General features: G+C 62.0%; 12 protein-coding genes and 1 tRNA gene. 7 read left to right on the top strand and 6 right to left on the bottom strand.

The window, feature by feature from the left end; genetic code table 11:
* Positions 1–2 precede the first annotated feature (2 nt).
* From PF66_RS17205 to ychF, 5 genes are all read left to right on the top strand, one after another.
* Positions 3–77: transfer RNA gene (locus PF66_RS17205), tRNA-Gln, on the top strand.
* Positions 78–123: 46 nt separating this feature from the next.
* Positions 124–1,065: a ribose-phosphate pyrophosphokinase gene (locus PF66_RS17200; RefSeq protein WP_003171603.1), complete on the top strand. Its 942-nt coding sequence runs from the start codon at positions 124–126 to the stop codon at positions 1,063–1,065.
* Positions 1,066–1,201: 136 nt separating this feature from the next.
* Entirely contained in the window at positions 1,202–1,798 is a 597-nt protein-coding gene (locus PF66_RS17195; RefSeq protein ID WP_054060640.1) for a 50S ribosomal protein L25/general stress protein Ctc, read from the top strand.
* 165 nt (positions 1,799–1,963) lie between these two features.
* On the top strand, positions 1,964–2,548 hold the full coding sequence (gene pth, locus PF66_RS17190; RefSeq protein ID WP_054060639.1) for an aminoacyl-tRNA hydrolase: 585 nt from the start codon (positions 1,964–1,966) through the stop codon (positions 2,546–2,548).
* A gap of 23 nt (positions 2,549–2,571) precedes the next feature.
* On the top strand, positions 2,572–3,672 hold the full coding sequence (gene ychF / locus PF66_RS17185) for a redox-regulated ATPase YchF (RefSeq protein WP_054060638.1): 1,101 nt from the start codon (positions 2,572–2,574) through the stop codon (positions 3,670–3,672).
* Between the two features lie 123 nt (positions 3,673–3,795).
* Here ychF and PF66_RS17180 read toward each other — a convergent pair whose 3' ends face one another.
* Entirely contained in the window at positions 3,796–4,566 is a 771-nt protein-coding gene (locus PF66_RS17180) for an SDR family NAD(P)-dependent oxidoreductase (RefSeq protein WP_054060636.1), read from the bottom strand.
* Between the two features lie 204 nt (positions 4,567–4,770).
* Between PF66_RS17180 and PF66_RS17175 the strand changes: the two genes are divergently transcribed.
* Complete coding sequence (locus PF66_RS17175) at positions 4,771–5,919, top strand: aldose epimerase family protein (protein ID WP_054063362.1); 1,149 nt, start codon at positions 4,771–4,773, stop codon at positions 5,917–5,919.
* Between the two features lie 82 nt (positions 5,920–6,001).
* On the opposite strand, the gene araH is transcribed toward PF66_RS17175, so the two are convergent.
* The 5 genes from araH to araD1 form a co-directional block, all read right to left on the bottom strand.
* Positions 6,002–6,970 (bottom strand): L-arabinose ABC transporter permease AraH, encoded by a 969-nt coding sequence (araH, locus tag PF66_RS17170; RefSeq protein WP_054063361.1) that lies wholly within the window; start codon positions 6,968–6,970, stop codon positions 6,002–6,004.
* A 9-nt stretch (positions 6,971–6,979) separates the two neighbouring features.
* A complete protein-coding gene (araG, locus tag PF66_RS17165) occupies positions 6,980–8,524 on the bottom strand; it encodes an L-arabinose ABC transporter ATP-binding protein AraG (protein WP_054060634.1) in 1,545 nt (514 codons plus the stop codon).
* 61 nt (positions 8,525–8,585) lie between these two features.
* The gene (locus PF66_RS17160) at positions 8,586–9,590 is read right to left on the bottom strand and encodes a substrate-binding domain-containing protein (protein ID WP_054060633.1); all 1,005 of its coding nucleotides are present in this window, start codon (positions 9,588–9,590) and stop codon (positions 8,586–8,588) included.
* A 74-nt stretch (positions 9,591–9,664) separates the two neighbouring features.
* Complete coding sequence (locus PF66_RS17155; RefSeq protein WP_054063360.1) at positions 9,665–10,540, bottom strand: SMP-30/gluconolactonase/LRE family protein; 876 nt, start codon at positions 10,538–10,540, stop codon at positions 9,665–9,667.
* A gap of 110 nt (positions 10,541–10,650) precedes the next feature.
* A complete protein-coding gene (araD1, locus tag PF66_RS17150; protein ID WP_054060631.1) occupies positions 10,651–11,643 on the bottom strand; it encodes an AraD1 family protein in 993 nt (330 codons plus the stop codon).
* A gap of 191 nt (positions 11,644–11,834) precedes the next feature.
* On the opposite strand from araD1, the gene PF66_RS17145 reads away from it, so the two are divergent.
* The gene (locus PF66_RS17145; RefSeq protein WP_054060630.1) at positions 11,835–13,571 is read left to right on the top strand and encodes an IlvD/Edd family dehydratase; all 1,737 of its coding nucleotides are present in this window, start codon (positions 11,835–11,837) and stop codon (positions 13,569–13,571) included.
* Positions 13,572–13,622 lie beyond the last annotated feature (51 nt).

Here is a 13,622-nt window from a genome sequence, read left to right as displayed (position 1 = left end):
ACAGGGGCGTCGCCAAGCGGTAAGGCAGCAGGTTTTGATCCTGCCATGCGTTGGTTCGAATCCAGCCGCCCCTGCCATTTTCTAATACTCATCCAGGTTACCCTCAGCCTTCAGGTACTGCGCGTGTCCAAGATGATGGTCTTTACGGGGAATGCCAACCCCGATCTGGCTCGGCGTGTCGTACGTCAGCTGCATATCCCTCTCGGTGACATCTCTGTCGGAAAATTCTCCGACGGCGAGATTACCGCTGAGATCAATGAAAACGTCCGCGGTAAAGACGTCTTCATCATTCAGCCGACTTGCGCTCCGACCAACGATAACCTGATGGAACTCGTCGTGATGGCTGATGCCTTCCGCCGTTCCTCAGCCACCCGAATCACTGCGGTGATCCCCTACTTTGGTTACGCCCGTCAGGATCGCCGTCCGCGCTCCGCACGTGTGGCTATCAGCGCGAAAGTCGTGGCTGACATGCTCACCGTGGTAGGCATTGACCGTGTCCTCACGGTTGACCTGCACGCTGACCAGATCCAGGGCTTCTTCGATATCCCGGTAGATAACATCTACGGCTCCCCCGTTCTGGTGGATGACATCGAAGACCAGCGTTTCGAAAACCTGATGATCGTGTCTCCGGACATTGGCGGCGTCGTGCGTGCACGTGCCGTTGCCAAGTCGCTGGGCGTGGATCTGGGCATCATCGACAAACGTCGTGAGAAGGCCAACCACTCCGAAGTGATGCACATCATCGGTGACGTCGAAGGCCGCACCTGCATTCTCGTCGACGACATGGTCGACACCGCCGGCACCCTGTGCCACGCGGCGAAAGCCCTCAAGGAACATGGCGCTGCCAAGGTCTTTGCCTACTGCACACACCCTGTGCTGTCGGGCCGGGCGATCGAGAACATTGAAAATTCCGTGCTGGACGAGCTGGTGGTGACCAACACCATCCCGCTGTCCGCCGCAGCACAAGCCTGTGCACGTATCCGTCAACTGGATATCGCACCGGTAGTCGCCGAAGCGGTTCGCCGCATCAGCAACGAAGAATCGATCAGCGCGATGTTCCGCTAAGGGCCCGGCCCTGGCAGACCACCCGTTGACGTAAAGCGCCCCGCCCCAACACACATGTTGGGGCGGGGCTTTTTTGCCCATACCGCTCACGTCGGTCGCAGACGTGCTCGGAAGATGGCTATTTTGGAGATACAAAATGACTGATTTCATCCTGAACGCCGAAGCGCGTAACGACCTGGGGAAAGGTGCGAGCCGCCGCCTGCGTCGTCTCGCCAGCCAGGTTCCTGCCGTTGTCTACGGTGGCGACAAGGCTCCTGAGTCCATCACCATCCTGGCAAAAGAAATTGCCAAGCTGTTCGAAGACGAGGCTGCCTTCAGCCACGTGATCGAGCTGAACGTGGGTGGCACCAAGCAGAACGTGATCGTTAAGGCCCTGCAGCGTCACCCAGCCAAGCAGTTCATCCTGCACGCCGACTTCGTTCGCGTTGTCGCTGGCAAGAAACTGACCGCTACCGTTCCTGTGCACTTCATCAACGAAGCGGCTCCAGTGAAGAAAGGCGGCGAGATCTCCCACGTCGTGAACGAGATCGAAGTTTCCTGCGAAGCCAAGGACCTGCCTGAATTCATCGAAGTCGACCTGGCCAACGCCGAAGTCGGTTCGATCATTCACCTGTCCGACCTGAAGGCGCCAAAAGGCGTTGAGTTCGTAGCTCTGGCACACGGTGACGACAAGGCAGTAGCCAACGTTCACGCTCCACGTGTTGCTCCAGAAGCAGAAGGCGCTGCAGAGTAATTTCACTCTGACGCCGGAGTGATTGGAAACATCGCGGACTGGAACGTAGCGAGAAAGCGGGCGAGAATGCGGAGTTTACATCATGGTAAATGAGCACTTTTCGTCCACTTTCGCCGCAACCGCCAACGGCGTTGTTATCCACCATTCCATAGAAGGGCCCCTGTCGTGACTGCCATCAAACTGATCGTTGGCCTGGGTAATCCAGGCACCGAATACGAACAGACCCGGCATAACGCAGGGGCCCTTTTTGTTGAACGCATCGCTTCGGCACAAGGCATCAGCCTCGTGGCCGATCGCAAGTATTTCGGCCTGACCGGGCGCTTCAGTCACCAGGGTCAGGATGTTCGCCTGCTGATTCCCACCACCTACATGAACCGTAGTGGCCAGGCCGTTTCGGCACTGGCTGGATTCTTCCGCATCAAGCCTGAAGAAATCCTCGTGGCGCACGACGAACTCGACCTGCCGCCCGGCGTTGCCAAGCTCAAGCAGGGCGGCGGGCATGGCGGTCACAACGGCCTGCGCGACATCATCGCGCAGCTCGGCAACCAGAACACCTTTCACCGCCTGCGGCTCGGCATTGGCCACCCCGGCGTTGCAAGCATGGTTTCAAACTTTGTCCTGGGTCGTGCGCCACGCGCCGAACAGGAAAAACTCGATGCCAGCATCGATTTTGCCCTCGGCGTGCTGCCGGATATTCTCGCCGGTGAATGGAACCGTGCGATGAAAAACCTGCACACCCAGAAGGCCTGACTCTTTACCCGAGGGGAAACACCATGGGATTCAACTGCGGCATCGTCGGCTTGCCCAACGTCGGCAAATCCACCCTGTTCAACGCCCTGACCAAGTCCGGCATCGCGGCAGAGAACTTCCCCTTCTGCACCATCGAGCCGAACAGCGGCATCGTGCCGATGCCCGATTCGCGCCTGGCGGCCCTGGCCGAGATCGTCAATCCCAAGCGCATCCTGCCGACCACCATGGAATTCGTCGACATCGCAGGCCTGGTAGCCGGTGCGTCGAAAGGCGAAGGCCTGGGCAACAAGTTCCTGGCCAACATCCGTGAAACCGACGCCATCGCCCACGTGGTCCGCTGCTTCGAAGACGACAACGTGATTCACGTCGCCAACAGCGTCGACCCGAAACGCGACATCGAGATCATCGACCTGGAACTGATCTTCGCCGACCTCGAAAGCTGCGAGAAGCAACTGCAGAAGGTCGCGCGCAACGCCAAGGGCGGTGACAAGGATGCCGTGGTCCAGAAAGGCCTGCTGGAACAACTGATCGCCCACTTCACCGAAGGCAAGCCGGCACGCAGCCTGATGAAGAACATGAGCGCGGAAGAAAAGGCGGTGATCCGCGGCTTCCACCTGCTGACCACCAAGCCGGTGATGTACATCGCCAACGTCGCCGAAGACGGCTTCGAGAACAACCCGCTGCTGGACGTGGTCAAGGCCATCGCCGACGAGGAAGGCGCAGTGGTGGTGCCGGTGTGCAACAAGATCGAGGCGGAAATCGCCGAACTGGAAGACGGTGAAGAGAAGGACATGTTCCTCGAAGCCCTGGGCCTCGAAGAGCCTGGCCTGAACCGAGTGATCCGCGCCGGTTACGAAATGCTCAACCTGCAGACCTACTTCACCGCCGGTGTCGAGGAAGTCCGCGCCTGGACCGTGCGTGTCGGCGCCACCGCCCCCCAGGCTGCCGGCGTGATCCACACCGACTTCGAAAAAGGCTTCATCCGCGCCGAAGTGATCGCCTACAACGACTTCATCCAGTACAAGGGCGAAGCGGGCACCAAGGAAGCCGGCAAATGGCGCCTGGAAGGCAAGGACTACATCGTCAAGGACGGTGACGTGATGCACTTCCGCTTCAACGTGTAAGTGTGACCGTGGGTCTACACGGACCTCGATAGTCAAAAAAATCCCCGTGTTCACTCGCTGACACGGGGATTTTTTATTCCAGGGTGACACAGGCCACAATCGTTGCCTTCAACGGGACCAGCCCTACACCCAACCACCATCGACAATAAAGTTCTGCGCCGAACACATGGACGACACCTCGGAAGCGAGGAACAGCGCCATGTTCGCGATATGGACAGGCTCGACGCTCCCCGGCAGGCACTGGCTGCGGCTGATCAGTTCCCTGGCGGCATCGTCCACCCACAGCGCCAGCTGCTTTTCAGTCATCACCCAGCCTGGCACCAGGGTGTTGACCCTGATACGCCATGGCCCCAGCTCCCGTGCCAGGGCCCGGGTCATGCCATGGGTCGCCGCCTTGCTGGCGGCGTAGACCGGGTACCCGCTGGAGGCCATCATCCAGCCGATGGAGCCCAGATTGATGATCGCGCCCTCCCCGGCGGCCTTCATCATCGGCACCACCGCCCGGCTGGCGAAAAAGGCATGCTTCAAGTTGACCGAGATCAGCTTCTCGAAAGTCTCCGAGTCCACTTCATCCAGGGTGTGACGGACATCGTTGGCGGCATTGTTCACCAGGACAGTCACTGGCCCCAGGGTTTGCGCAAAGCCTTCGATCGCCACCTTATAGGCGATCTCGTCGGTGATATCGCAGTGAGCGAACTCGACCCTGTGACCTTCGGCCGAAAGTCGGGCCACCAGCCGCTCCCCCTGGGTCTTGGCCATATCCACGAAGGCGACCTTGGCCCCCTGCCGCGCAAAAGCGCAGACCATGGCCTCGCCGATCCCGGAAGCCCCACCGGAAATCAGCACGGTCTTGCCTTTCAGATCCGTGTACACGGCGTCTGCTTCATGACTCATATGACGGTTACTCCACGGTAGGCACTTGAATGCAGGCCGCTGGACCCCGGGTGTGCTGGAGTCCCCACTTTCACCTGCCAACTCAATTAGTCTTATTTTATATTGAAAAATCGACAGATCAGGCTATAAATCTACTGCCTTAACGACAAAATATCGCAAATTAGTAGAACTATTCAACTTAAAACAATAAATGGAGGTTCGACCATGTTGCACTCCCGATACCCGCTTTGCGGCCTTGGACTGTCCCTGATGATTGCCAGCCAGGGCCTCCAGGCCAGTGGCCTGTCCAGCGAACACAAGGCCTTTGGCAAGACCCATGATGGAGCCGCGATCGAGCAGTATGTGTTGCGCAACAGCCATGGCCTGCAGGCCACGGTCATCACCTACGGCGGCATCCTGCAGTCATTGAAGGTGCCGGACAGGAACGGCAAGGTCGACGACGTGGTACTGGGCTTCGACGATGTCCAGGGCTACCAGAGCGGTACCGCGTTCTTCGGCGCCACCATCGGCCGCTACGGCAATCGCCTGGCCAACGGTGCGTTCGAGCTGGACGGCAAGCGTTATCAGGTGCCGCTCAACGATGGCCCCAATTCCCTGCACGGCGGCCCGCAGGGTTTTGACAAGCGGGTCTGGAAAGCCCAGCCGGTCAGCGGCAAGGACTCGGTCGGGGTGAAGTTGAGCTACCTGTCGAAGGCGGGGGAAATGGGCTTTCCCGGCAACCTGAATGTCGAGGTCACTTACAGCCTCAACGACCATAACGAGCTGCGCATCGACTACAAGGCAACCACGGACCAACCAACGGTATTGAACCTCACCAACCACAGCTACTTCAATCTCGCCGGGGCCGGCAACGGTGATGTGCTCAAGCAACTCGCCACCTTGTACGCCAGCCATTACACCCCCGTCACCCGCAGCCTGATTCCCACCGGTGAACTGGCTCCGGTGGCCGGTACGCCGATGGATTTTCGTCAGCCGACCGCCATTGGCCAGCACATCAGGGATGATCATCCGCAGCTCAAGTTCGCCGAGCCGAAGCAGGGTGGCTTCGACTTCAACTGGGTCCTGGATGCCAAGGGCGACGTCAGCCGACTGGCCGCCGAGGTGCACGACCCGCAGTCCGGTCGCCGCCTGCAGCTCTACACCAGCGAGCCCGGGGTGCAGTTCTACACCAGCAATTTCCTCGACGGCTCGGTCAAGGGCAAGGCGGGCAAGGTCTATGCACATTGGGGGGCGTTCACCCTGGAAACCCAGCACTACCCCGACTCGCCGAACCAGCCGGGCTTCCCGACCACACGGCTGGATCCGGGCCAGACCTATACCCAGAACACCATCCTGAAGTTCTCGGCCAACTGAAAACCTGCTGGAGCTGCCGGGCCTTGTCGAGGCTCTGCAGCTCCAGCAGGTTGGAGGTACGGCGATAGCTTGCGCCGAAAGATCAGCGCTGCTTCAGGCGATCGATCACCACCGCCAGCAGCAGGATGGAACCGCGAATCACGTACTGGTAGAACGTGTCGATGTTCTTCAGGTTCATCGCGTTCTCGATGATCGCCAGAATCAGCACCCCGGCAATCACGTGCCGAATCATGCCCACCCCACCGCTCAACGACACCCCGCCCAGCACGCAGGCGGAAATCACCGTCAGCTCGAAGCCCTGGCCGATCATCGGCTGGCCCGAGGTCATGCGCGATGCCAGGATCACCCCGGCCAGGGCACCCACGACTCCGTGCACGGCAAAGATGACGATCTTGGTCCGATCGACATTGACCCCGGCCAGCAACGCCGCCTCCTGGTTACCACCAATGGCCATGGTATTGCGCCCGTAGGTGGTGTAGTTGAGCAACCAGCCAAAGAACAGGAAGCAGGCGATGGTGATCAGGATCGGCACCGGCACACCGAACAACTGGCCATTGCCGTAGACGAAAAACGAGTCCTGGGACACGCCCACCGCCTTGCCGTTGGCAAAGATATAGGCCAGGCCCCGCACGATCTGCATGGTCGCCAGCGTGGTGATCAGGGCGTTGACCCGCAGCTTGGCAATCACGATCCCATTGATCAGCCCGACCAGCAGCCCCATCAGCAGCGCTGCGGCGATACCGAGAAACACGCTGTCGGTGTCACGCATCACCACGGCGGCCACCACCCCGGCACAGGCGATCACCGAGCCCACCGACAGGTCGAAATGCCCGGACGCCAGGCAATACAACATGGTGCACGCGGCGATGCCGGTGGTGGAAATCGCCAGGCCCAGGCCCCGCATGTTCAGCGGCGACAGGAAGTTGTCGATCAGCAGGGTGCAGAGGACGAAAATCCCCAGCGCGGCCAGCAGCATCGCCCAATTGTCCAGCAGGCTGCGCAGGTCCAGGGGTTTGCGCGCGACTGGCAATGTATTGTTTTGGCTTGTCATGGTCACCTCTCAGTTCTCCAGGCCATCGGCGCGTTGGCGCGGCAAGGCCAGTTGCAGCAGGTTGGATTCATTGGCCTGTTCACGGCTCTTTTCGCCCCGCATCGCGCCTTCGCACAGCACCAGGATGCGGTCGGAAATGCCCATCACTTCCATCAGGTCGCTGGACACGACGATGACCGCAATCCCGCTGGCCGCCAGGTCATGGATGATCTGGTAGATCTCGGCCTTCGCGCCGACATCGATGCCGCGCGTCGGCTCGTCGAGCAGCAGGACTTTCATCGGCATCGACAGCCAGCGCCCCAGAATGGCCTTCTGCTGATTGCCCCCGGACAGATACAGGATTTTCTGCGCCGGATTGGGCGTTTTCACTTTCAGCGCCTTGATCTGCTTGTCGGCGTTGCCCTTCTCCCAACCGTCACGCAACAGCCAGCCAAAGGTGGAATGGGCGCGGCGGGCGCTGATGTTGATGTTCTCGGCAACACTGGAGAGCGGCATGATGCCCTCCTTCTTGCGGTCCTCGGGGCACAGCAGGACACCGGCGGCAATGGCGTCGCGCGGCGAGCGCAACTGCAGAGCCTCATCGCACAGTTGCAGGCTGCCGGCGGTCATCCGCTCAAGGCCACCCAGCAGGCGCAACAGCTCGGTACGGCCCGCCCCGACCAGGCCGAACAGGCCAAGAATCTCGCCCTTGTGCGCCTCGAAACTCACCGGCTCGCGCAACCCCGGCCCCAGCAGGCCATCGACCTTGAGCGCCACCGCGCCGCGTGGACGAGGGCGGTAATCGTAGATGTCCTGAATGTCGCGACCGACCATGCAGGTGACCAGCTGATCGTGGGTCAGCGTGCTCATGTCCTCGAAGGTACGCACGTAGCGCCCGTCCTTGAATACGGTCACCGCATCGCAGATACGGAACACTTCCTCCATGCGATGGGACACGTAGAGCACCACCTTGCCCTCGTCCCGCAGGCGTCCGATGATCGCCATCAGGCGTTCGATCTCCCGGGCCGACAGGCTGCTGGTGGGTTCGTCGAAGGCAATCACATGGGCGCCACGGGACAAGGCCTTGGCGATCTCCACCAACTGCCGCTGGCCCAGGGACAGGCGGCCCACCTTCTGCTGCGGGTCGATCTCGTCGGCCAGGCCCTTGAGACAGTCCAGCGCATGCTGGCGCAAAGCGCTGCGGTTGATCACCCCGAAACGGCTCGGCAAATGCCCGAGGAACAGGTTCTCCGCCACGGTCATTTCCGGCACCAGGTGCAACTCCTGGTGGATGACGGCCACGCCACAGGCGATGCTGTCGGCGGCGCACTTGAAGGCCATCGTCTGCCCGCCGATCTGCAGATGGCCGCTGCTGGGGCTGTAGGCACCGCCGAGAACCTTGAGCAAGGTCGACTTGCCGGCGCCGTTCTCCCCCATCAGGGCATGGACCTGCCCCGGGTGGGCAGTGAAACTGATACCGTCCAGCGCCTTGACCCCGGGGAAGGTCTTGCCGATCCCGTTGAAACACAAACTGGCGCCAACACTGTGCTGCTGTCTGTTCAATTGCGCATGCATAACCACCTCGTCACCCCGACCAGGCGGCCCCGTCGCCAAGGCCGCCGAGCAAAACCGACCGTCACTTCCACAGGCCGATCTTTTCCAGTTCCTGCTTGAAGTTGTCGCGTGTGATCAGCGTCACCTCATCCATCGCGGTGTACTTCGGTGGTTCCTTGCCGGTGGTGACCCATTCGAACATCATGCTCGCGGTGTTGTAGCCCTCCAGGTGCGGGCTGGGCAGCATCGAGCCGAAAAAGCCGCTGCTGGGTTTCTTCAGTTCGCCGATGGCGTCGGTGCCATTGATCCCGACACCAATGACATTGGCGGCGGCAAAACCCGCGCTCTCGGTGGCACGCACGCCACCCAGCACGGTGTTGTCGTTCATGCCGCCGATGATCAGGTTTTTCGCCGAAGCCGGCAGTTTCACCAGTGCCGAGCTGGTGGAATCCATGCTGCCCGGCACGTCGAGGGTCTTGAGCGGCGTAAACAGGATGTGGTCTTTCGGCAGGCCGGCGGCCTCCAGGGATTTGACCGAACCGTCGGTGCGCTTCTTGCCGGTGTCGAGCTCGTTGTAGGTATTGATCACCGCGTAGGTGTCCTTCCAGTCCCAACCGCGCTTCTTCGCTTCGGCGGCCATCGCGGCGCCCTGTTTCTGGCCCACTTCGTACGCGGCCATGCCCAGGTAGGGGACGTCTTCCATGAACTTGCCGCTGGCGTCGACGAAGCGGTCATCCACGGCGATCACTTTCAGGTCGTTGGCCTTGGCCTTCGCCACGATCGCCGGGCCCAGGGACACGTCCGGCGGGCAGATCACGAAGCCCTTGGCACCGTTGGCGGCGAGGCTGTCGATGGCCGAGAGGGTTTTCTCGCCGTCCGGCACGGCGATCTTGATCAGGGTAAAGCCCTTGTCCTTGCTGGCCTTTTCGGCGAAAGCCCATTCGGTCTGGAACCAGGGCTCCTCCGCCTGCTTGACCAGAAAGCCGATCTTCACCGGTTCGGCAGCCTGCAACAGACTGCCCAGGCCGAACGCCGATACCGCCAGGGCGGCACAGCACAGGGAACGGATACCGCGATGACGATTCATGAGGTGACTCCTTGTTTTTGTTGTGTCTTTCATGAGAACGAGTTGTGAAGCGGTGCAACCTGATGCGGGTAAAGCTATCCAGCGAATCGATGACAGCGTGTCCCCGGGATGTCCAGCTCGATGGCCAGCACCGCACCATCCAGGGGGTGCTCGAACGGGCTGGCGGCGCTGGTGATGTACAAGGTGCGCAGGTCCGGGCCACCGAATACGCAGCTGGTGGGCCGGCTGACGGGCAATTCGATCAGCCGGTCGACTTCGCCATCGGGGGCCAGCCTGAGCAGGCAACCGCCGTCCCAACGGGCGTTCCAGCAATAGCCTTCGGCGTCCATCGCCGAGCCGTCCGGTACGCCACGCGGATGTGGCCCGAACCACTCCTGCGCCGGCCCGAGCTGGCCGTTGCTGGCAACCGGATAGCGATACAACGTGCCGTCCAGGCTGTCGCCAAAATACAGCTGGGTGCCGTCCTCGCTCCACAGCAAGGTATTGGGGATCCCCAGGCCGCGTAACAGAGGCGTCGCACGTGCATCGGCATCGATCCGGAACAGACCACCGCGGCGATGCCGTACGGGAAGATCCTCGCCCCGCTCGCCGATATTGTTCTGCATGGTGCCCAGCCAGAGTCGACCCTGGGCATCGCAGCGGGCCTCGTTGGCGCGGTTGCCCGGTTGCGGATCGGCGATACACAGCAGCGTCAGGCGCGGCGCCTGTGGCGCACTGGCGAGATCCAATCGATACACGCCACTGCTCAGGGTCACCAGAGCATCGCCGCTCTCACAGGGAATAAAGGCCGACACCGGCTCCGGCAACTGCCAGGCCTGCAGGCCGGCACCGCTCAGGCGCAGCGCCTGCCGGCCGGCGATATCGACCCAATACAGGGCCTGACCGGGCGCGTCCCAGAACGGGCCTTCGCCCAGTTGCGCACGGTGTTCAGTCACAGCGGTCCACGACATGAGGCCTCCTGGCTTGCTTTTGTTTTCAGACGCCGATGAGGTTGTGGGCCCTGGCACAAGGGCATTGGCGCAACACGATCCCTGTAGGAGCCGGGCTTGTGTCGCTTTCCCTAAAGCATCCCTATGGCTCCGGGCACCAGCACCGCGTCGACGACGCCCACACCATTGATCAACGGCGCACCGAACTCCGCCTGACTGATCTCGAACACATCGCCCGGCTGCGTACGTACACCGTCGGCGAACGACAGGGTCGCGGTGCCGAAGAAGTGAATGTGCACGTCACCCGGACGCAGGAACTGGCTGTACTTGAAGTGGTGGTACTCGAGATTTTCCAGGCTGTGGCACATGTTGGCTTCGCCACTGAGGAACTCGCTCTGCCACACGACCTCGCCATTGCGCAAAATGCGGCTGCTGCCCACCAGGTGCCGGGGCAGCTCGCCCACCCGCAGCTCTGGACCATAGCTGCAATTGCGCAACTTGGAGTGGGCCAGGTACAGGTAGTTCTTGCGCTCCATCACATGGTCGGAGAATTCGTTGCCCACGGCGAAGCCCAGGCGATAAGGCTTGCCATCGTGGCCGATGACATACAGGCCGCCGATTTCCGGCTCTTCACCGGCGTCTTCGGCAAAGGGTGGCAACGCAAAGGGCTGGCCCGGGCGCACGACGATGCTGCCGTCGCCCTTGTAGAACCACTCCGGTTGCACGCCGGCCTGACCGGAGGCGGGTTTGCCGCCCTCCACACCCCATTTGAAGATCCGCAGGCTGTCGGTCATCGCGCTGTCGTCACCGGCCTGCTGGTGCATCTTGTCCCGCGCCGCCGCACTGCCCAGATGGGTCAGGCCGGTGCCGCTGACCAGCATGTGGGCCGGGTCCGGGTGATCCAGCGGCGGCAGCACTCTCAGCTCGGCCAGCAACGTGGCGTAGTCGTGGCCGGCACCCAGGCCGAGGCTCTCCACCTGACACCGCAGATCGACGCCCGCCTCGATGGCGGCCAGTGCCAGCTCGCGCACCGTGCGCGCCAGACGCACCTCGCGTACCTGGCCCTCCTCGACCACTCCCACCCGACGCTCGCCGTTGCTCAATTCGAACTGGACCAAACGCATGAAGCTTCTCCTGATTGCCTGCCAAGCACGAGTGGTAACGCGGGCAACGGCGCCAGAGCGCAACGCCCTACCTCAGTTGAAACCGACTATATAGTATTACTATTTACTCAACAACACTTCCAAACATGAGATTTTGAGCTTATTTTAGCCCGCAGGAAGCACAATATAGTCTTACGATAAGAGAGCTGACCATGTCTGATAAAAAACTCGACCTGCGTTCCGCCCACTGGTTCGGTACCGCCGACAAGAACGGCTTCATGTACCGCAGCTGGATGAAGAACCAGGGCATCGCCGACCATCAGTTCCATGGCAAGCCCATCATCGGCATCTGCAACACCTGGTCGGAGCTGACCCCGTGCAACGCGCACTTCCGCCAGATCGCCGAGCATGTCAAACGCGGGGTGATCGAGGCCGGCGGGTTTCCCGTGGAGTTCCCGGTGTTCTCCAACGGTGAATCGAACCTGCGTCCGACCGCCATGCTCACCCGCAACCTGGCCAGCATGGACGTCGAGGAAGCCATTCGCGGCAACCCGATCGACGGCGTGGTGCTGCTCACCGGTTGCGACAAGACCACCCCGGCGCTGCTGATGGGCGCCGCCAGTTGCGACGTGCCGGCCATCGTCGTCACTGGCGGGCCGATGCTCAACGGCAAGCACAAGGGCCAGGACATCGGCTCGGGCACGGTGGTCTGGCAGCTCAGCGAACAGGTCAAGGCGGGCACCATCAGCCTCGACGACTTCCTCGCGGCCGAGGGCGGCATGTCGCGTTCGGCCGGCACCTGCAACACCATGGGCACCGCCTCGACGATGGCCTGCATGGCCGAGGCCCTGGGCACATCCCTGCCCCACAACGCGGCGATTCCGGCGGTTGACGCGCGGCGCTACGTGCTGGCGCACATGTCCGGCATGCGGGCGGTGGAGATGGTCCGGGAAGGCTTGAAACTGTCGAAGATCCTCACCCGGCAGGCTTTCGAAAACGCCATCCGCGTCAACGCCGCCATCGGCGGCTCGACCAATGCGGTGATTCACCTGAAGGCGATCGCCGGGCGCATCGGCGTCGAACTCGATCTGGACGACTGGACCCGCATCGGCCGCGGCATGCCGACCATCGTCGACCTGCAACCGTCCGGGCGCTTCCTGATGGAAGAGTTCTACTATGCCGGTGGCCTGCCGGCGGTATTGCGCCGCCTCGGCGAAGCCAACCTGATTCCCCACCCCGACGCCCTCACCGTGAATGGCAGGTCGATCGGCGAGAACACCCGGGACGCACCGATCTACGGTAAGGACGAAGTGATTCGGCCGCTCTCCAACCCGTTGCGGGCGGACGGCGGCATCTGCGTCCTGCGTGGCAACCTGGCTCCTCTGGGGGCCGTGCTCAAGCCCTCGGCCGCGACCCCCGAACTGATGCAGCATCGCGGTCGGGCGGTGGTGTTCGAGAACTTCGACCAGTACAAGGCGCGGATCAACGACCCGGAACTGGAGGTCGACGCCAGCTCGGTGCTGGTGATGAAAAACTGTGGGCCCAAGGGTTATCCCGGCATGGCGGAAGTGGGCAACATGGGGCTGCCGGCCAAGCTGCTGGCCCAGGGTGTCACCGACATGGTGCGCATCTCCGACGCACGCATGAGTGGCACGGCCTACGGCACGGTGGTGCTGCACGTCGCGCCGGAAGCGGCGGCCGGCGGCCCGCTGGCCTGTGTGCAGGAGGGCGACTGGATCGAACTCGACTGTGCCAATGGCCGCCTGCACCTGGACATTCCAGACGCCGAACTGGCGGCGCGCATGGCCGACCTGCAGGCACCGAAGCCACCGATCGCGGGCGGCTATCGCCAGTTGTACATCGACCATGTGCTGCAAGCCGACCAGGGCTGCGACTTCGACTTCCTGGTAGGTTGCCGTGGCGCCGAGATCCCGCGGCATTCCCACTGACCGGCAGGCCATGGCGTCGTCACCCGGCGGCTCAGGCACGCGAGAGCACCT

The sequence above is a fragment of the Pseudomonas asplenii genome, from assembly GCF_001293465.1.
In the GTDB taxonomy this organism is placed as follows: Bacteria; Pseudomonadota; Gammaproteobacteria; order Pseudomonadales; family Pseudomonadaceae; genus Aquipseudomonas; species Aquipseudomonas fuscovaginae_B.
This window is presented reverse-complemented; position numbering and strand designations above follow the sequence as displayed.